We start from the raw sequence: 18,874 nt of genomic DNA on the forward strand, positions 1-18,874 counted from the left end.
TATGACCACGGGTGCGATCATCATGATGATTATTGGCCTAGGAATTACCTGGGGCGGCGCGGCAATTTGCATTAAGCGCGCAATGGATAAGTAAACGCTATCCTATCTATTTTCCAGCCGGCTCTTTTGAGCCGGCTTTTTTGCACCTACTATTTGATTGAGTTGAGTACTAGGGTCTGTTGACCTTTGGCGGTTAAATTTTGTTCGAGATAAAAGCGTTTTAATCGCGACGAGAGGTTTGTAGCCTAGTCATTCTAAGCAAAACACCTCTCAACAAAGAGTAAAACGCTTTTTGCGGGGGCGCCTAGCTCGAACCCTTCGGGCAGCGTTTGTGGCTCCTTTTTGCTGCGTTATCGGCTTATCATGTAGGCCCCTACAATTCAAAGCCTCTGCCTTGCACAAAGAACCCACAAACTGCTGCAAAAATCATCTCAAAAGGTCAACAGACCCTAATCACACTAACCTTTTATTTATCGCCTTCCGCGTTCCAAACATCGTGATAATCATCCTAATTTCAATCACCACCATTGCTCCTGTTTACAGTGCGACTCCATCAGTTCGAGACCTTCGACGACGCTTAAAGCAACAGAAACGAACGCAACAACTCGCTTTCAAACGGTCATTCTCGATAGTCTGGGAGCCAGCACAGATAGCATGTCATTAACGTCTGGATGATCAGATTCGACCTTGCAGCGAATCAATTGAGAGGAGATCTTTCTAGAAGGCCGAAAGCTTAGTCAGAGGAGGTTAGATATTTGAGAAAAGACGAATCCGTTTGCGACTATTGAAACTGTGCGCCTGATTTCTAGAAACCGGCATTCACTCAAGAGCTTTAGCCGAATGAATGTTGGAGAATAGCGCTGAATGCCACTTCACCCTAAACCGCTGGATAACTCTACTTCTCAGGTTACGCGAATAACTCAATTAAGAAGATCTGGGATGCAAAACTAATCTGATAGCGACAAAAGCCGCTCGCGTGAGCAGGTAAATAAACGCTGGGAGAGACAAACAAAAAGGAGGCCGAAGCCTCCTTTTCACATGAAGATGGAAGATTAACCGTGGTTACGGATCCACTCATCCATTTCAGTTTTCAGGTTGTCAGACTTAGTACCGAAGATAGCTTGTACGCCACCTGATACCACAACTACGCCTGCCGCACCTAGCTTTTTCAGTTTGTTTTGGTCAACGATTTCAGTATCAGCAACAGAAACACGTAGACGAGTGATACATGCATCTAGGTTAGTGATGTTCGATTTACCACCGAAGGCTGCAACCAGTTCACCTGCTAATTCAGTACCTGAAGTTGCAGTTGCGTCCGCAGTTTCATCTTCACGGCCTGGTGTTTTCAGATCCATTGCACGGATAACGAAAGTAAACACAACGTAGTACAGCACTGCGTAAGCAACACCCAAACCAACAAGCAGCAACATGTTTTCCGCACGTGGAGATTGAACTACGAAGTCGATGAAGCCGTTAGAGAAGGTGTGACCGTGTACAACACCCAGTGAGTTAGTTAGTACATAAGCCAGACCAGCAAGTACTGCGTGAATTGCGTACAATACTGGAGCGATGAACAAGAATGAGAACTCGATTGGCTCAGTAATACCGGTTAGGAATGAAGTCAGAGCTGCTGACGCCATGATACCCATTACTTTCGCACGGTTTTCTGGTTTCGCACAGTGAGCGATAGCAAATGCCGCAGCTGGCAAACCAAACATCTTGAACAGGTAGCCACCAGCTAGCTGACCGAAACCATTACCCGCTGCACGAGTTGCGTCATCTGCAGTTAGGAAACAAGTCATGATGCCGTGTACTGTTTCACCTGAACCGTTCACACAAGTACCCGCTTCGTAGAAGAATGGTACGTTCCAGATGTGGTGTAGACCGAATGGGATCAAAGAACGTTCAATAACACCGTAGATACCAAATGCGGTTACTGGGTTCTGATGCGCTGCCCAATCAGAGAATGTCGCAATTGCAGCACCCACTGGTGGCCAAATGAATGACAAAATCACACCAAGAATAATAGATAGGAAACCCGTAATAATCGGCACAGCACGCTTACCAGCGAAGAAACCTAGGTATTCTGGAAGTTGAATTTTGTAGAAACGGTTGAATGCCCAAGCAGCCACACCACCAGCAAGGATACCACCTAGGACACCCGTGTCGATTTTGTCTGCACCCATAACGGTTGCCATCACTTTTAGCGTTGCAACCATGATTCCGTAACCAACGATAGCCGATAGACCTGAAACGCCATCGTTATTGGTAAAGCCAAGTGCCACACCTACCGCAAATAGAAGTGCCATTTGACCAAATACTGAACCACCAGCTTGCTCCATTAGGTGAGAAACCACCTCTGGTAGCCAGCTGAAGTTGGCAGCACCTACGCCAAGCAAAATACCCGCAACTGGTAAAACTGATACTGGTAGCATCAGAGCTTTACCAACTTTTTGCAGGTTAGCAAAAAGGTTTTTAAACATGTTTATGCTCCTGATTAAGTTATTAGTATTTTGGGTTCTAACGGCACACCCCCGTAGCCTAAATGTTAGCACCCAATGAAAATGTAACCACATTTGTCATTATATTTTCCGCCTCTAAATATATCTTGATGCCACTCAAACTTTCTACAAAGTTACGAAATTTAGTTTCAAAACAAGCCTTAGATCACATACACCCACGTCTGTCAATAGGGAAAAATAACAGAATAACCCATTGTTTTTAAATGATTTATCAATTAACAAAATTAATTTTATAGCGTAAATAAAATTGACTGCAATGTTATTTTTAGTAACAAAATTACATTTAGGTGAATAGTCGCAAAATCAATCAACATATTTAGTTAACAAGCATCGTTGGATTATTTCGACACACATAACGAAAAAAAAGAGAGCAAATGCTCTCTTTTTGAACGTTTTTTATATTTTTATCGCAAAAAAAGATCCCGATAGTTTTGGCTCGTTTTTTGCGCAACCTCAGCTAATGAAGTGCCTTTGAGCTGGGCAATATATGCGGCAACCTCGACAACAAACGCAGGTTGGTTTTCCTTGCCTCGATGAGGAACTGGAGCCAAATAAGGGGAATCGGTCTCAATCAGCAAGCGGTCTAATGGTAGATTTTTGACCACGTCCTTCAATTCGGTTGCTTGTCGAAACGTAACGATCCCTGAAATCGAAATGTAAAAACCCAACTCCATCGCAGCTTGAGCAAAAGGCATATCCTCGGTGAAACAGTGAATAACGCCCCCACACCGCTCAGCACAACCACTTTTCAAAATCGAGAGCGTATCTTCTCTCGCCTGTCTCGTGTGGATGATCAGCGGCTTGTTAAGTTCTACAGCAAGCCCTACGTGCTGTTCAAAGCGAGTGCGCTGCAGCGCAGCTGTTTCAGGCTGGTAATGATAGTCAAGCCCCGTTTCCCCTACGGCAACAACCTTAGGATGACTGGCATACTCTTTTAATGTAGCCAAACAAAAATCGCTTTCGACATCCAACGGGTGGACACCACACGAGGCGCGAACATTATCAAAAGGCTCAATCATCTCAAGCATTTTAGGAAATGAATCCAAAGTCACACCAACAGAGAGAAGTTGGTCGACGTTGGCTTGCCTTGCTTTATTAATCACATCTGCAATGTCCAGATGCAGGTCGTCATAGTTCAGCTTGTCTAAATGACAATGAGAGTCTACAAACATAATGCCTCTCGGATTTCTATAATCCAGTTGGTAATAAGAAGTTCTTCATTCAAGCCAGGAAACGTACGCAATTGTTGCATTAGTTGCGTGAGCGATTCCATAGCTGAATGCAAACAGACAAGTGGACAGTGAGTCAATGTTTGACTGCCAGACAAGAGATCTTGACTGTCTAAACGAAATGCCGCTTTTTGCGCATCAGATAATAGATACCACAACCACGTCAGATTTCTTTGCGAAGACGTTTGTATAAACGAAGCCAATTCAGTGATGTCACTCAAAGGTTGGGTCAGCACACTGAGAAAAAGCGCCTCTAATTTTTGATACTCCGCAAGCCCTCCGGCTTGCGCCATCGCTTTTGCTTGCAATGGTGAATAATGGCTGAGTTTAAGTAAGTCTTTTGCAACGTCCTTCACGCCCTGCTGACGCAGCCATTCTACCGCGGTATTGAGATCTGGCGTCGTTACCGTCCATTGCTGACAGCGGCTGATAATCGTTGGCAACAAGCGCTTTTTATCCCGATTGACCAACAGAAAAAGGCACTGTTCACCTGACTCTTCCAGGGTTTTCAACAGTGCGTTGGAGGCGGACTCATTCATTACTTCGGCAGGTTCAATGATAAAAAGTCGGTAACCTCCCAACTGGGACGATTCCTGTGCTAAACGGTTACAATGACGGATCTGTTCGACGCCAATTGCTTTTCCTTCCTTTTCGGGGAGAATGCGATGGAGATCGGGATGATTGTTGGACTTCACCAAATCACAGCTATGGCAAAACCCGCAGGCTTGATCAGGGTAGGTTTTGCACAGCAAAGCGGCAGAAAACGCATCCACTAAACTTTCGACGCCTAAATCGGCATCACTTTGCAACAAAACCGCACCAGGTAAACGCTGCGCTGCCATTGACGCTTGCAACCCGCGCCACACATCTTCTAGCCATGGATACTCGTGTACCATCCTCAATCCTGTGTTTCCACTAACCATTTTTGCAGTACGGCGCGAATGTCCTGCGCAACCGCCTCGATCGCTTGTTCTGCATTGATAATCACAACCGATGGATCCGCTTGGGCAATCTGCAAGTAGCGTTGACGTGTGCGTTCGAAAAAGCTGATATCCATTTTCTCAATCCGATCAAGCTCTCCGCGCCCTCGAGCACGTTCCAGACCCACTTTCGGGTCGATATCCATGTAAATGGTAAAATCTGGTTTGAATTCACCAAGCGCGGTATCACGCAGATTTTTCATCAATAGCGGAGAGATCTGCCGCCCACCGCCTTGATACGCTTGTGAGGACATATCATGTCTATCCCCCACCACCCATTTCCCTTGAGCGAGAGCAGGTTTGATCACGTTTTCCACCAGTTGCACACGCGCAGCGTACAACAACAACAACTCGGTCATATCGTGTAGGTGTTCACCTGAATGCTCCTCTTTAACCAAAGCTCGCAGCTTTTCTGCTAACGGTGTCCCACCGGGTTCTCTAGTCTGCACGACATCTTGAATACCAGCCAGACTAAGCACATCCAGAACAGTACTGATCGCGGTACTTTTCCCCGCGCCTTCTAATCCTTCTACGACGATAAATTTTGTCTTGTTCATTATTTTTTTCTTAATTCTCGCAAATACGCACGTACTGCGCTGTTGTGTTCAGCCAAAGTTTTCGAGAAGACGTGTCCTCCTTTCCCACTGGCAACAAAGTATAAGTAGTGGCTATTTTTTTCTGGGTTTAATGCCGCTTGAATGGACGCCTCACCAGCCATCGCAATCGGCGTTGGTGGTAAACCATTGATAACATATGTATTGTATGGTGTCGGTGTTCGCAAATCTTTTTTGCGGATATTTCCGTCGTAGCGTTCCCCTAGCCCATAAATCACTGTCGGATCGGTTTGTAAACGCATACCTTTATTCAAACGATTGATAAATACGGAGGCAATTCGCTCGCGTTCATCGTCGATCGCCGTCTCTTTTTCAATGATAGAAGCCAAAATAAGCGCTTCATAAGCGGATTGCAGTGGCAACTTCTCCTGACGACTCTGCCAATGCTTGTCGAGTATTTTATTCAGTTTACTATGCGCTCGTTTTAACAGATCAATATCCGATGTTCCCATGGTGTAGTGGTAGGTTTCGGCTAAAAACAGTCCTTCTAGCTTGCTATAAGGCACATCTAACTGCTTGGCGATTGCCTCTTCACTTAATCCCTCAAGCTTGTGGATCAAGTACGGCTCATTGGCGATCTGTTCAATCCACTCTTTAAACTGGCTTCCTTCCACAAAAGTGATACTAAACTGATGCTCCTTGCCTTCGTTAAAGAGCACCAACACATCATAGAGCGACATCTCTGGTTGTATTTGATAGGTACCCGCTTTAATCTGCGTTAACTCAGGATAGAGTTTCGGTAACAGACGGGCAAAGGGTGTGTCACCTATCCATTGCTTCTCTTGAAGCAAGATCAGCGCACGGCTAAATCCACTGCCTGCTGGGACTGTGATAATTTGAGCTTGTTCGATGTTCACCGGCAGTTCAACATACTGCTTGATCTGCGATAAAACATACTGGCTACCCACCGCGATGACGATGGCAGCAACAATAATTACGGCTAATAACTTCTTAATCACGAACAGAAAATTCCTTGAAAGTATCGTGTCATCTCACCAATCGGCATATTGCGATCTTGTATGCGAGTCACCGGCGCTACACCGAGCAACGAGTTACAAACAAACACTTCATCTGCATCAAGTAACTGTGCTATCTGCGCATCAATCACATTGACTGGCATGCCGTCATGCTGTGCTTGAGAAAGGATCAAACGACGCATAATGCCTGCCACACCACTTTGCGACACATCACTGGTATACAAAACCGACTCTTTGAGCCAAAAAAGATTGGCCATTGTAGTTTCAATAACGTGATTTTGCACATTTAAGGTGACGCCATCTTGATAGCCTTGCTTTTCCATCTCCGCTTTACACAAAATCTGCTCCAAACGGTTGTTATGTTTGTGCCCTGCAAGTAATGGATTAATACCTAAACGGGTTTGACACACGCCCAGTTGCAAGCCTGTTTGTTGTAAAGTGGCATAATGCGGAGGATAGGAAGCACTTGAGATCGTCACGAGTGGCTGCGTTACCTCGGAAAAGCTGTACCCTCGCCCACCAAGCCCCCGACTAATATGCAGTTTAAGCACCGCTTTTTCATCGGCAAGTACCGCTAAGTCTAACCACTGTTTCACTTGTAACCAGTCGGGAATGGGAATATGCAATGTGCTTAAACACGCCTGCATACGTTCAATATGTAGAGGCCAGTGCTCAATGTGACCATGTCGACTCAACATAGTGGTGAAGCATCCGTCGCCATATTGAAATGAACGGTCGGTAAGCGAAACCATCTCACTTGGTACACCATTTACCCAAAACATTTCAGCATCCCTAAAAAACAAAAACGGCTCAATGCTAAGCATCAAGCCGTTTAAATACAAGTTTCTAAACTCTAAAGCACTTAGATTTTCTTAAAGATCAGAGAACCGTTAGTACCACCGAAGCCGAAAGAGTTACAGATGGCGTACTCCATCTCCACTTTTTGTGCAACATGCGGCACAAGGTCAATGTCTAATCCGTCTTCCGGGTTATCCAGGTTGATGGTTGGTGGAACAATCTGATCAACCAATGACATCACCGTGATGATAGCCTCAACAGACCCTGCAGCGCCTAAAAGGTGCCCGGTCATTGACTTAGTTGAAGAAACTTTAACTTGTTTCGCGCCTTCTTCACCAAGAGCACGCTTGACGCCCTTGATTTCCGCCACATCACCGGCCGGTGTTGATGTGCCGTGAGCATTCACGTAGCCAACTTGTGTGCCGACAATTCCAGCATCACGCATCGCCGCTTCCATCGCCAGTGCGCCGCCCGAACCATCTTCACTCGGAGAGGTCATGTGGTAAGCATCACCAGACATACCAAAGCCAACTAGCTCAGCGTAAATCTTCGCACCACGCGCTTTAGCGTGTTCATACTCTTCCAATACCATGATGCCGGCACCGTCACCCAGTACAAAACCGTCACGGTCTTTGTCCCAAGGGCGAGACGCTTTTTGTGGCTCATCATTGCGGGTCGATAACGCTTTCGCCGCGCCAAAACCTGCCATGCCAAGCGGTGTTGATGCTTTTTCGGCACCACCAGCAACCATAGCGTCGGCGTCACCGTAAGCGATCATGCGCGCAGCGTGACCAATATTGTGCAGGCCAGTTGTACACGCGGTAGAAATAGCGATATTCGGGCCACGCAAGCCTCGCATAATAGACAAGTTACCCGCAACCATGTTGACGATGGTTGAAGGAACAAAGAATGGACTCACTTTACGTGGGCCTTTCTCGACTAGAGCGGTATGGCCAGTTTCAATTAAATCAAGGCCACCGATGCCAGAACCAATTGCCACACCAACACGATGTGCATTCTGCTCGTTAACATCCAGACCTGAGTCATCTAGAGCTTGAATACCTGCTGCAATGCCGTACTGGATAAATAAATCCATTTTACGAGCATCTTTTTTAGACATGTACTCTTCGCAATTGAAGTCTTTCACCAGACCTGCAAAACGGGTAGAAAAGTTAGTTGTATCGAAATGTTCGATATTGACGATACCACTTTTGCCTTCCAGCAGGGCTTTCCATGAATCTGCTACAGTGTTGCCGACCGGTGACAACATACCCATGCCAGTGACAACTACACGACGCTTGGACACGATATAATTCTCCGGGAATTGAATTTCTATGGGAGGATAGAAGAAGTTGGAAAAAACACAGGCGGTCTAGGTGACCGCCTGGGAGAGACTATTACTCTGCGTTAGCAGTCACGTAGTCGATAGCAGCTTGAACAGTTGTGATCTTTTCAGCTTCTTCGTCTGGAATCTCAGTGTCGAATTCTTCTTCTAGTGCCATTACTAGCTCAACGGTGTCTAGAGAATCCGCGCCCAGGTCATCTACGAAAGAAGCTTCGTTTTTCACTTCAGCTTCATCAACACCTAGTTGTTCAACAATGATTTTCTTTACGCGTTCTTCGAGGTTGCTCATTTTTCTTTTCCTTTACAGAGTTCGCTTTATGCGATGTTTTCCGTAGTTTATTCAATCTATTAAAAGTTGCAAGGCTAACTTTTCTGGTCAAACCACAATTTACGCGATTTTAACCGATTTTCATTACATATTTGACCTAAATCATGCACAGATACTGCACAAGATCTAAACCATATACATGCCACCATTCACATGAAGTGTTTCGCCAGTGATGTAAGCCGCCGCTGGCGAAGCCAAAAATACCACAGCTTCAGCGATTTCACGAGGATCACCAAGACGACCTGCTGGTACATTCGCCAAAGTGACGGCACGTTGTTCATCATTGAGCGCACGAGTCATGTCGGTTTCGATAAAACCAGGGGCAACCGTGTTCACTGTCACACCACGCGATGCTACTTCACGTGCAAGAGACTTGGTAAAGCCGATCACACCTGCTTTAGCGGCTGCGTAGTTTGCCTGCCCTGCATTACCCATAGTGCCAACAACAGAGCCGACGTTGATAATGCGACCATCACGCTTTTTCATCATGCCACGCATAACCGCTTTTGACAGACGGAAGATAGACGTTAGGTTGGTGTCCATAATGTCACTCCATTCGTCATCTTTCATGCGCATTAACAGATTATCACGCGTGATGCCTGCATTATTGATCAAAATATCAATCGCGCCGAACTCATCGTTGATGGCCTTTAGTGTAGCCTCAATTGATTCAGCTTGGGTGACATTTAACGCAAAACCTTTGCCATTTTCGCCTAAATATTCAGAAATGGCGGCTGCGCCACTTTCTGATGTTGCAGTACCGATGACGGTTGCACCACGCTCAACTAAGGTTTCCGCAATCGCGCGGCCAATACCACGGCTTGCGCCTGTCACTAGGGCAACTTTGCCACTTAAACTCAATAAGTCTGTCATTGGTTTTCCTTATTATTTTACAGCGTCCAGCGAAGCCATATCGTTCACCGCTGCTGCTTCTAGAGACTTAACAATGCGTTTGGTCAAACCGGTTAATACTTTACCGGGACCCATTTCAAGTAATTTCTCCACACCCTGATTACTCATTAGTTCTACGCTCTCGGTCCAACGAACTGGGCTGTAAAGCTGACGAACAAGGGCATCCTTGATCTTCACAGGGTCGGTTTCTGCAACCACATCAACGTTATTAATAACAGGAAGTTGCGGAGCATTAAATTCGATAGATTCTAGAGCAATCGCCAGTTTGTCTGCCGCTGGCTTCATCAATGCACAGTGTGATGGTACTGAAACTGGCAGTGGAAGTGCACGTTTAGCACCGGCTTCTTTACACAGCACGCCCGCACGCTCTACGGCATCTTTGCTGCCAGCAATCACCACTTGACCCGGCGAGTTAAAGTTCACCGGAGAAACCACTTCGCCTTGCGCGGCGTCTTCACAGGCTTTTGCAATCGCTTCGTCATCGAGACCAATAATCGCATACATCGCGCCCGTCCCCGCAGGAACCGCTTCTTGCATCAATTGCCCACGCAGTTCAACCAGCTTGATCGCTTGTTTAAAGTCGATAACACCTGCACAAACCAACGCCGAATACTCACCTAAGCTGTGACCTGCCAAGTTTGCAGGTTGCGCAAGACCTAGTTGCTGCCATACGCGCCAGATCGCGACAGATGAGGCCAGTAAAGCAGGCTGAGTACGAAAAGTTTGATTGAGGTCTTCCACAGGGCCATTTTGCACTAAAGACCAAAGGTCGTAGCCAAGCGCTTCTGAGGCTTGTGCAAAAGTCTCTTTAACAATGTCATATTGTTCGCCAAGTTCAGCAAGCATACCTACAGCTTGTGAGCCCTGACCTGGGAATACAATAGCAAACTTGCTCATAGTAATTTTCCTTAACCAAAGCAAAATAAGGGAAAGTCGTTACAAATTAACGACTTTAATATGAAATTCTTAATTAAAAGCGTACTAGGGCCGAACCCCAAGTAAAACCACCACCAAAAGCCTCGAGCAATAAGGTCTGACCACGCTTAATGCGGCCATCACGCACCGCTTCGTCCAATGTCGTTGGAACCGTGGCGGCTGAGGTGTTGCCATGACGATCGAGGGTGATCACTACTTGATCGAGCGACATAGACAATTTTTTCGCCGTCGCTGAGATGATTCGGTAGTTCGCCTGATGCGGCACTAACCAATCCAACTCAGATTTATGCATGCCGTTCGCTTCTAGAGTATCTTTCACCAGTTTCGATAACTGTGTCACCGCTACTTTGAATACTTCATTACCCGCCATGTGTAACCATTTGTCGGCATCTTTGCCGCGCTCAGGTACTTCTAAGCTAAGAAGATCACCAAACTCACCATCCGCGTAGATGTGAGTAGATAGAATACCCGGCTCTTCGCTTGCACCAATGACAACCGCACCAGCGCCATCACCGAACAAGATAATCGTCGAACGATCGGTCGGGTCACACGTTTTCGACAGGGCATCTGAGCCAATCACTAGCACATTTTTACACATGCCTGATTTGATATGCTGATCCGCAATGGAAAGCGCATAAACAAAACCTGAACATGCCGCTGCCAAATCAAATGCAGGGCAACCTTTAATTGCAAGTTTTGCTTGAACTTGACAGGCTGATGATGGAAAAGTGTGACTGCCACTGGTTGTCGCAACGATGATCATATCGATATCGTTCTTATCAATGCCCGCCATCTCAATGGCGTTTTGAGCGGCGTAGAAACCCATATCTGCAACGGTCTCATTTTCTGCCGCAATACGACGTTCTTTTATACCAGTTCGGGCAACAATCCACTCATCACTTGTCTCTACCATTTTCTCGAGATCGGCATTGGTGCGGATCTGAGATGGCAAGTAGCTGCCAGTACCTAAAATTTTGCTATACATGAAGACTAATAATGCCTCTCGAGTAAAACCGCTTCCAAACGATCGCTTATCCGGCTTGGTACTTGTCGTTTGACCTCGTGTACTGCTTCGCCTATGGCGTTAACAACCGCAGATACATCAGCACTTCCATGACTTTTAATGACAATGCCGCGCAATCCTAGCAAACTTGCGCCGTTATACTGGTCGGGGTTCAGTGTTTTTAATTCATAAAATAGCCCAGAAAGCAGTTTTTTAGCTATCCAACCCTTTATAGACGAAGTCGCCATGCTATTTTTTATTTTTTCGATAAAGAGCTGAGCAGTCCCTTCACTCGCCTTAAGACAGACGTTACCGACAAAACCATCACAGACAATCACGTCGGCCACATTCTGTAGAATCTGGTTGCCCTCAATGAAGCCGACAAAATTAACCGCGTCGGTTTGGTTAAGTAATTCGGCACAACGTTTGACCACATCGTTACCTTTAATCTCCTCAACACCCACATTTAGTACCGCCACTTTGGGGACACGATTAAGGTGCTCTTCGGCCAGCGCAGCCCCCATCACCGCAAATTGAAATAAACTGTCAGCGTCACAAGAGACGTTCGCCCCTAAATCCAGCATCCAACTGCGGCCAGCGGACACGGTGGGTAACGCAGAGACCAATGCAGGTCTGTCTATGCCAGGCAGTAGTTTGAGAATAAAACGAGATAAGGCCATTAAAGCGCCAGTATTGCCACCACTGACACAGGCATCCGCTTTGCCATCAGAAACCAGTTCAATCGCCAAACGCATCGAACTGTCTTGGCTGTTGCGCAGTGCCAGAGAAGGTTTTTCCGAATTAGAGATTACACGACTGCAATGCTGGATAGTCAAGCGAGAGTCAGGTTTATAACCTAATCGGGAAAGTTGAGTTGTGATCAAGGGTTGATCACCTGTGAGAATCACTTTTAGCTCTGGGAAATGAGACAGTGCCTGCACGGCGGCAGGCACTGTGACGCGAGGACCAAAATCCCCGCCCATTGCATCAAGTGCAACGGTAATACTTTGCAAAGGTCAACCTTACTTGTTGATAACCTTTTTGCCACGGTAGTAACCTTCAGCGGTTACGTTGTGGCGTAGGTGCGTTTCACCAGAAGTCGCGTCTACAGATAGAGCTGCTGTAGTTAGCGCATCGTGTGAACGACGCATACCACGTCTTGAACGTGTTTTACGGTTTTGTTGTACGGCCATTGACCCTACTCCTATGTTATGGGTTCAGCGTAAAGCTTATTGCTTTAAGCTTTTTAAAACATCGAACGGATTTGGTTTACTTTCCTCAATTTCTTCAGGAATATCGCCAAATACCATGTTATTTGAATCAACGCTGCAATCCGCTTCATCGTGCATGGCAATTTGAGGTAATTCTAGAATGAACTCGTCTTCAACCAATTGAATGAGATCGACTTCTCCGTACTCGTTAAGATCTACCAAATCGTAACATTCTGGGGCATCTTGCTCACTTTTCTCGCTGTAATAGGGAGTGTAAGTGAACTCTACTTCACAGCGATGTGTGAATGACTCATTACAACGTTGACACTCTAAATCGACTTCGATGTTAGCTTTACCAGAGATAACAACCAGTCGCTGTTCATCTATCTCAAATGACAAATAGACTTCTGCGTCGCGTTTTACGCCTTCGGTCATTTCAGCAAGACGCTTAAACAGACTGGCTTGGATGATACCATCGTAATCCAATCTTTTTTGAGCAGCCTTCGCCGGATCCACCGTTCGCGGTATTTTTACCTTTTGCATAGGGCGCGAATATTATCTTCCAAATAGAAATTAGTCAAAGAAAAAGGCAAAAAAGTTGTACTTTTTTGCGCTTGCTATACAGAGCATTAGCAAGGGTCGCTTTTGATCCGTTATGCTAGGAAAAATGCTCTGCCAAATTGTAAATTAAAATGGAAAATTACCAACTAGTTTTAGCGTCTACCTCGCCATTTCGCCAGCAACTGCTTGAAAAACTCTCACTACCCTTTACGACCCAATCACCAATTTGTGATGAGACGCCTTTGCCAAGCGAATCTCCGCAAGACTTGGTTTTACGATTGGCACAAATCAAAGCGGAATCTTGTTCAGTGACCCAACCAAGCTTAGTCATTGGCAGCGATCAGGTCTGCGTGATTGGTGGAGAAATTGTTGGCAAGCCACTCTCTAGAGAGCAGGCTATACAGCAACTACTCTCACAAAGTGGTAAAAGCATTGATTTCTATACCGGTTTAGCCGTATTTAACAGCCAAACTGGACAAACGCTGAGCAAGCTAGATACCTTTCGTGTCCACTTTCGCCAACTTTCTCAAGCACAAATTGAATACTACGTCGATGTAGAACAACCTTTTTACTGCGCTGGCAGTTTCAAAAGTGAAGGATTAGGCATTGCGCTATTTGAACGATTAGAGGGCAAAGATCCCAACACTTTGATCGGGCTGCCTCTCATTGATCTGGTCGACATACTGGAAAAACACGGATGTAAAGTCCTGGGATAATCAGAATAAAGGGATGACCATCATCCCTTTTTCTCACTTCGAAGAGAGGCTAGCACCGCCTCTAGCTGTTCGCCCATTGGTGCGTTGATCTCCATAAACGCGTCGGTAGCTGGGTGAACAAAACGTATGTTGGCCGCATGCAAAAACAGACGATCTAAGCCATGTTGACCTGTGTAAGCGTCGAATCGACGATCACCATATCGATCGTCCCACGCAATAGGGTGACCGCTGTACTGTGTATGGACACGAATTTGATGCGTTCTACCGGTAATCGGACTCGCTTGCACTAACGTCGCTTGGGTAAACTTTTCCAGCACACTAAAGCGCGTTTCAGAAGGTTTGCCATTCGGATTAACGCGAACAATACTATTCACTTCGTTCTTCAACAGTGGAGCGTTAACCACTTTACAGCTGTTTTTCCACTCCCCCATCACCAGTGCGAAATAATACTTCCTAACCGTTTTTTCGCGAAACTGCGCTTGCAAATGACGCAATGCAGAGCGCTTTTTAGCCACGAGCAAGATTCCGGAGGTGTCACGGTCAATACGATGCACCAGCTCCAAAAAGCGCGCATCCGGCCTTAACGCTCGTAGCGCTTCAATCGCACCAAATTTTAAACCACTACCACCGTGCACCGCCGTGCCAGAAGGTTTATTAAGAATCAGCAGGTGATCGTCTTCGAAGATAATCTGCTGCTCAAGTTCCGCCACTCGGTTCAGTTTAGTGCTAGGTGCGACTTCTGGTGTTTTTTCTTCCACCGTTACAGGAGGAATACGTACCACATCGCCAGCTTGCAGCTTGTACTCAGCTTTAATACGCTTTTTGTTGACTCGCACTTCTCCCTTACGCACGATTCGATAAATCATGCTTTTAGGAACATCTTTTAATTGGTTACGCAAGAAATTATCAATGCGTTGACCAGCCATATCCTCATCGATTTCGACGGATTGGACTTTCGTTCTGATTTCGTTCATAACGCTATTGTAAACGTAAAAGAGCTTAAGTTCACAGAGTCTTTCTTTTCCCTTAACGACAAAATTTACCTATTCGCATCCTAATGTTCATTATCGCTTTGTTCTTCCACCAACAAAGTTACCCACAGGTTACTAATCAGTCATCTATTGTTTATAAAGCCAACAACGACAACAGGTAAAATTGAACTCAAGCTAAAAACTTGCAACGTTTGCGTCAAAGGCGATTGCTGATACTCCGCAGCACTGCTATAGTTCACGACTGCGAAGGTAGGTCCGGTTGATTACTTGTATATAACCGACCGTTTGTCCACAAGCACACCGAGTAGTTTGTTGACGTTTGAATGCTGCAACTGGCGTAAGACATCTCAACATCAACATAACTGTCACACTACTCATCGCACACTCATGTTGAGTAATTACCGATATTGATACGGCTCACAGGCAACGTATGTTGTTTGTGATGACTGACGTGCCCTAGAGCATCCCCCTCCAGCCGGGAGGCTGCAATCTGTAAACCACGGGATCAGGCACCATGAGATAGCGAACTTTGTGACAGAGACAAAAGACAACAAAAGATAAAGACAACGAGAAATTTTCAATGAAAAGAATGTTAATTAACGCAACTCAAAAAGAAGAGTTGCGTGTCGCTTTGGTTGATGGCCAAAGACTTTACGATTTGGATATCGAGAGTCCTGGACATGAATCGAAGAAAGCAAATATCTACAAAGGGCGTATCACACGCGTTGAACCAAGCTTGGAAGCTGCATTCGTCGATTACGGTGCCGAGCGACATGGTTTCCTTCCTCTCAAAGAAATCGCCAAAGAATACTTCCCTGATGGTTATACCTACCAAGGCCGCCCAAGCATTAAAGAAGTGCTAAAAGAAGGCCAGGAAGTGATCGTACAAATCGAAAAAGAAGAACGTGGTAGCAAAGGTGCAGCTTTAACCACGTTTATCTCATTGGCGGGCAGCTACTTAGTGCTTATGCCAAACAACCCTCGTGCAGGTGGTATTTCTCGCCGTATCGAAGGTGACGAGAGAACCGATCTCAAAACGGCCTTAAGCACACTCGAGCTACCACAAGGGATGGGCTTGATTGTCCGCACCGCAGGGGTAGGTAAAAGTGCAGAAGAGCTAGAGTGGGATTTAAATGTACTGCTCAATCATTGGGCGGCAATCAAAGACGCTTCTGAATCAAATCCAGCACCGTTTTTGATCCATCAAGAGAGTAACGTCATTGTTCGCGCAATTCGCGATTATCTACGTCGTGACATCGGTGAGATCTTAATCGATAGCAATACCATTTTTGAGCGCGCCAAAGAGCACATCCAGTTGGTTCGACCGGACTTTATCAGCCGAGTGAAGAAATACGATGGTGAAGTGCCACTTTTCAGTCACTATCAGATTGAGAGCCAGATCGAATCCGCTTTCCAGCGTGAAGTGCGCCTACCTTCTGGTGGCTCTATCGTTATTGATCCAACAGAAGCACTGACTTCAATTGATATCAACTCTGCCCGTGCAACCAAAGGCGGCGACATTGAAGAAACCGCTCTAAACACTAACTTAGAAGCAGCCGACGAAATTGCACGTCAGTTGCGCCTACGTGATTTAGGCGGCTTAGTTGTTATCGACTTTATCGATATGACGCCTGTACGCCACCAACGCGAAGTGGAAAACCGTTTGCGAGAAGCAGTACGTCTCGATCGCGCACGCGTACAAATCGGCCGTATTTCACGCTTTGGTCTGCTCGAAATGTCGCGTCAGCGCTTGAGCCCTTCTTTAGCAGAAGCAAGCCATCATATCTGTCCTCGTTGTAGCGGGACTGGTGTGGTTCGCGATAACGAATCTCTAGCGCTTTCTGTTTTACGTTTAATCGAAGAAGAAGCGTTGAAGGACAATACAGCGCAAGTGTTGGCTGTGGTACCAGTACCAATTGCCTCTTACCTGTTGAACGAAAAACGTCGCTCAGTAAACCACATTGAACGCATTCAAGAAGTGAAGATCACTGTGGTACCAAATTCAGACATGGAAACACCACATTTTGAGGTGATCCGTGTACGTGAAGGCGAAGAGGTGGATCTGCTTTCTTACTTGCTACCGCAGAAACTCGAAGCAATGAAAGAAGCGGAAGGTAAAGAAACTTCTGAAACAGAATTCAAGCCAAAACGCATTGAAGAGCCAGTACTGAAAGGTTTTGCTTCTCCAACGCAATCGGCGCCTGCACCAAAGCCAGCTCCACAAGTGAAAGAAGTGGAAGCTCAACCTCAGCCGCAACAACCCGGATTATTTAGCCGCTTCTTTAGCGCGCTGGGTAGCTTCCTCTTTGGCTCTGCGCAAGACAAATCTGAAGCAGAGAAGAAAGAGACTCCGAGCGAAGCTGAGAGAGACGACAAACGTCCAAGACGTGAGCGCAATGATCGTAACGATCGTCGTCGTAACAGTCGTGAGCCTCGTGATAACCGTGACCCTCGAGACAACAAACGCCGCCGTAAGCCACGCGACGAGAGTGCCACTGTAGATTCCGCTCAAGATGAAAACGCGAAACCGCGTCAACAGCAAAAGCGTAAACCGAAAGCGGCTCCTGTCAAAACAGAAGCTCCTGTAGAAAACAAAGCGAATCCTAAAGTCGCGGAAAAAGGTCTGCAGCTCGCTTCAGAAGCACAAGGAGCGCAGAAGCAGGATTCTGTTAAAGCTAATGTGAAGGCAGAGAAAGTTAAGGAACGTCGTCAGCGCCGTAAACTGAACAAATCTGTACGCGTAAAAGACCAAGTTCAAGACGAAACGGTGGAAGAAAACGTGCTGGCTGCGACGCCTGTGCTAGAGCAAAACGAAAGTTTCGTTGCTACGCCAGTTGAAACAGCGGTCCAACCCGTTGCAACCATTGAGACAGACAGCGTCGATGAACAAGACGAAGACAAAGAGGCGAAACCACGCCGCAATCGTCGTTCGCCACGTCATCTTCGTGCTAGCGGGCAACGTCGTCGTCGTGGTCGTGACCGTCGTCCAAACCCTTTCCGCCTACGTAAAGGTGGTGTTGCGTCACCAGAAATGGCAATGGGTAAGGTGATGCCGCGCTACATTCCAAAACCAGTTGCGAAGAAAGATCAAATCGCGAAAGAGCCTGTGACAGAAACCGTTGTCGAATCAGCAGTGGTTTTACAAGGTGGTGTTGCTTGCCCTGAGCTCGCTATGGGTAAAGTCATTGTTCGACGTGACAGCGATGAGCAGCACACGTCTGACACTGTCCAGAAGAACGATGCGGCGGTTGAAGTCATTGAGCAAGTGACAGTACCTGTCGATGTAAAAGAGACGGTCATTGAGGCAGAAGAAATTTTCGTCGCAGCAAATGAACCTGCATCACAAGAAGACGTGGAAGTCGTAAGCGAATCAGCTCAAGAAACGGCTGAACAGGTTTCGGTTGCCGTTGAAGAAACGGTTGATGAAACTAATGCTGAAGTGACGACTCAGGAAACGACTTCTTCTCAGGTAGAAAGCAAAGAGGACTCGGCGGAGAATCTGGTCAAAGTCGAAGCACTGGTACAGGCAACTCAACCCAAGCTGGAAAAGCGAGCGGTGAGTGCGCTATCTAAGCCACATGCCTTTGCGCCGATGACTAAAGCGCCTGGTCCACAGGAGTTGCGTGAGATTACCGTCGTGGCAGCCGCATTCCGCTCTGAACGTTACGTTCAACGCGGTGCTGGCAGTCAGGTGGCAACCAGCCAAGCTTCTGCTGAAATGGCAAAGCCGCAGTTGACAAACTAATCCAA

18 protein-coding genes are annotated in these 18,874 nt (G+C 46.5%); 3 read left to right on the top strand and 15 right to left on the bottom strand.

Annotation, left to right across the window (positions count from 1 at the left end; all coding sequences use genetic code 11):
- Nucleotide 1 precedes the first annotated feature (1 nt).
- Nucleotides 2-94, top strand: a complete 93-nt coding sequence (locus EWA64_RS03615; RefSeq protein ID WP_139045626.1) for a MetS family NSS transporter small subunit — start codon at nucleotides 2-4, stop codon at nucleotides 92-94.
- 958 nt (nucleotides 95-1,052) lie between these two features.
- Here the strand turns inward: EWA64_RS03615 and ptsG are convergent.
- The 14 genes from ptsG to yceD all read right to left on the bottom strand — a co-directional run bounded on the left by ptsG (nucleotide 1,053) and on the right by yceD (nucleotide 13,398).
- Nucleotides 1,053-2,483, bottom strand: coding sequence for a PTS glucose transporter subunit IIBC (gene ptsG, locus EWA64_RS03620; RefSeq protein WP_061893480.1), 1,431 nt, complete (start codon nucleotides 2,481-2,483; stop codon nucleotides 1,053-1,055).
- A 443-nt stretch (nucleotides 2,484-2,926) separates the two neighbouring features.
- A complete protein-coding gene (locus EWA64_RS03625; RefSeq protein WP_061893481.1) occupies nucleotides 2,927-3,694 on the bottom strand; it encodes a TatD family hydrolase in 768 nt (255 codons plus the stop codon).
- Complete coding sequence (locus tag EWA64_RS03630) at nucleotides 3,685-4,647, bottom strand: DNA polymerase III subunit delta' (protein WP_061893482.1); 963 nt, start codon at nucleotides 4,645-4,647, stop codon at nucleotides 3,685-3,687. The genes EWA64_RS03625 and EWA64_RS03630 overlap by 10 nt, the downstream gene beginning before the upstream one ends.
- A 2-nt stretch (nucleotides 4,648-4,649) precedes the next feature.
- A complete protein-coding gene (gene tmk, locus EWA64_RS03635; RefSeq protein WP_061893483.1) occupies nucleotides 4,650-5,288 on the bottom strand; it encodes a dTMP kinase in 639 nt (212 codons plus the stop codon).
- Entirely contained in the window at nucleotides 5,288-6,304 is a 1,017-nt protein-coding gene (mltG, locus tag EWA64_RS03640) for an endolytic transglycosylase MltG (protein WP_061893484.1), read from the bottom strand. The genes tmk and mltG overlap by 1 nt, the downstream gene beginning before the upstream one ends.
- The gene (gene pabC / locus EWA64_RS03645) at nucleotides 6,301-7,104 is read right to left on the bottom strand and encodes an aminodeoxychorismate lyase (RefSeq protein ID WP_061893485.1); all 804 of its coding nucleotides are present in this window, start codon (nucleotides 7,102-7,104) and stop codon (nucleotides 6,301-6,303) included. The genes mltG and pabC overlap by 4 nt, the downstream gene beginning before the upstream one ends.
- An 80-nt stretch (nucleotides 7,105-7,184) precedes the next feature.
- Nucleotides 7,185-8,426, bottom strand: a complete 1,242-nt coding sequence (gene fabF / locus EWA64_RS03650) for a beta-ketoacyl-ACP synthase II (protein ID WP_061893486.1) — start codon at nucleotides 8,424-8,426, stop codon at nucleotides 7,185-7,187.
- Between the two features lie 91 nt (nucleotides 8,427-8,517).
- Nucleotides 8,518-8,754: an acyl carrier protein gene (gene acpP, locus EWA64_RS03655; protein ID WP_039443400.1), complete on the bottom strand. Its 237-nt coding sequence runs from the start codon at nucleotides 8,752-8,754 to the stop codon at nucleotides 8,518-8,520.
- 165 nt (nucleotides 8,755-8,919) lie between these two features.
- Nucleotides 8,920-9,654 (bottom strand): 3-oxoacyl-ACP reductase FabG, encoded by a 735-nt coding sequence (gene fabG, locus EWA64_RS03660; RefSeq protein WP_039465572.1) that lies wholly within the window; start codon nucleotides 9,652-9,654, stop codon nucleotides 8,920-8,922.
- Between the two features lie 24 nt (nucleotides 9,655-9,678).
- On the bottom strand, nucleotides 9,679-10,602 hold the full coding sequence (fabD, locus tag EWA64_RS03665) for an ACP S-malonyltransferase (protein ID WP_061893487.1): 924 nt from the start codon (nucleotides 10,600-10,602) through the stop codon (nucleotides 9,679-9,681).
- A 73-nt stretch (nucleotides 10,603-10,675) separates the two neighbouring features.
- A complete protein-coding gene (locus EWA64_RS03670) occupies nucleotides 10,676-11,626 on the bottom strand; it encodes a beta-ketoacyl-ACP synthase III (protein ID WP_061893488.1) in 951 nt (316 codons plus the stop codon).
- Between the two features lie 5 nt (nucleotides 11,627-11,631).
- On the bottom strand, nucleotides 11,632-12,657 hold the full coding sequence (gene plsX / locus EWA64_RS03675; RefSeq protein ID WP_061893489.1) for a phosphate acyltransferase PlsX: 1,026 nt from the start codon (nucleotides 12,655-12,657) through the stop codon (nucleotides 11,632-11,634).
- Between the two features lie 9 nt (nucleotides 12,658-12,666).
- Nucleotides 12,667-12,837 carry a 50S ribosomal protein L32 gene (gene rpmF / locus EWA64_RS03680; RefSeq protein WP_039429829.1) on the bottom strand — a complete coding sequence of 57 codons (171 nt, stop codon included), beginning with the start codon at nucleotides 12,835-12,837 and terminating at the stop codon, nucleotides 12,667-12,669.
- A gap of 36 nt (nucleotides 12,838-12,873) precedes the next feature.
- Nucleotides 12,874-13,398 carry a 23S rRNA accumulation protein YceD gene (gene yceD / locus EWA64_RS03685; RefSeq protein ID WP_039429832.1) on the bottom strand — a complete coding sequence of 175 codons (525 nt, stop codon included), beginning with the start codon at nucleotides 13,396-13,398 and terminating at the stop codon, nucleotides 12,874-12,876.
- A 149-nt stretch (nucleotides 13,399-13,547) separates the two neighbouring features.
- Here yceD and EWA64_RS03690 point away from each other — a divergent pair, with 149 nt between their 5' ends.
- Nucleotides 13,548-14,132: a Maf family protein gene (locus EWA64_RS03690; protein WP_061893490.1), complete on the top strand. Its 585-nt coding sequence runs from the start codon at nucleotides 13,548-13,550 to the stop codon at nucleotides 14,130-14,132.
- Between the two features lie 20 nt (nucleotides 14,133-14,152).
- Here the strand turns inward: EWA64_RS03690 and rluC are convergent, their stop codons facing one another.
- A complete protein-coding gene (rluC, locus tag EWA64_RS03695) occupies nucleotides 14,153-15,106 on the bottom strand; it encodes a 23S rRNA pseudouridine(955/2504/2580) synthase RluC (protein ID WP_061893491.1) in 954 nt (317 codons plus the stop codon).
- A 598-nt stretch (nucleotides 15,107-15,704) separates the two neighbouring features.
- Between rluC and rne the strand changes: the two genes are divergently transcribed.
- A complete protein-coding gene (gene rne, locus EWA64_RS03700) occupies nucleotides 15,705-18,869 on the top strand; it encodes a ribonuclease E (protein ID WP_061893492.1) in 3,165 nt (1,054 codons plus the stop codon).
- Nucleotides 18,870-18,874: the final 5 nt, after the last annotated feature.

This window comes from Vibrio cidicii (assembly GCF_009665415.1).
GTDB lineage: Bacteria > Pseudomonadota > Gammaproteobacteria > Enterobacterales > Vibrionaceae > Vibrio > Vibrio cidicii.

Excerpts from the sequence above, each read along its gene's own strand:
- EWA64_RS03615 (WP_139045626.1), top strand. The coding sequence starts at position 2 with ATGACCACGGGTGCGATCATCATGATGATTATTGGCCTAGGAATTACC.
- ptsG (WP_061893480.1), bottom strand. The coding sequence starts at position 2,483 with ATGTTTAAAAACCTTTTTGCTAACCTGCAAAAAGTTGGTAAAGCTCTG.
- EWA64_RS03625 (WP_061893481.1), bottom strand. The coding sequence starts at position 3,694 with ATGTTTGTAGACTCTCATTGTCATTTAGACAAGCTGAACTATGACGAC.
- EWA64_RS03630 (WP_061893482.1), bottom strand. The coding sequence starts at position 4,647 with ATGGTACACGAGTATCCATGGCTAGAAGATGTGTGGCGCGGGTTGCAA.
- tmk (WP_061893483.1), bottom strand. The coding sequence starts at position 5,288 with ATGAACAAGACAAAATTTATCGTCGTAGAAGGATTAGAAGGCGCGGGG.
- pabC (WP_061893485.1), bottom strand. The coding sequence starts at position 7,104 with ATGTTTTGGGTAAATGGTGTACCAAGTGAGATGGTTTCGCTTACCGAC.
- acpP (WP_039443400.1), bottom strand. The coding sequence starts at position 8,754 with ATGAGCAACCTCGAAGAACGCGTAAAGAAAATCATTGTTGAACAACTA.
- fabD (WP_061893487.1), bottom strand. The coding sequence starts at position 10,602 with ATGAGCAAGTTTGCTATTGTATTCCCAGGTCAGGGCTCACAAGCTGTA.
- EWA64_RS03670 (WP_061893488.1), bottom strand. The coding sequence starts at position 11,626 with ATGTATAGCAAAATTTTAGGTACTGGCAGCTACTTGCCATCTCAGATC.
- rpmF (WP_039429829.1), bottom strand. The coding sequence starts at position 12,837 with ATGGCCGTACAACAAAACCGTAAAACACGTTCAAGACGTGGTATGCGT.
- yceD (WP_039429832.1), bottom strand. The coding sequence starts at position 13,398 with ATGCAAAAGGTAAAAATACCGCGAACGGTGGATCCGGCGAAGGCTGCT.
- EWA64_RS03690 (WP_061893490.1), top strand. The coding sequence starts at position 13,548 with ATGGAAAATTACCAACTAGTTTTAGCGTCTACCTCGCCATTTCGCCAG.
- rluC (WP_061893491.1), bottom strand. The coding sequence starts at position 15,106 with ATGAACGAAATCAGAACGAAAGTCCAATCCGTCGAAATCGATGAGGAT.
- rne (WP_061893492.1), top strand. The coding sequence starts at position 15,705 with ATGAAAAGAATGTTAATTAACGCAACTCAAAAAGAAGAGTTGCGTGTC.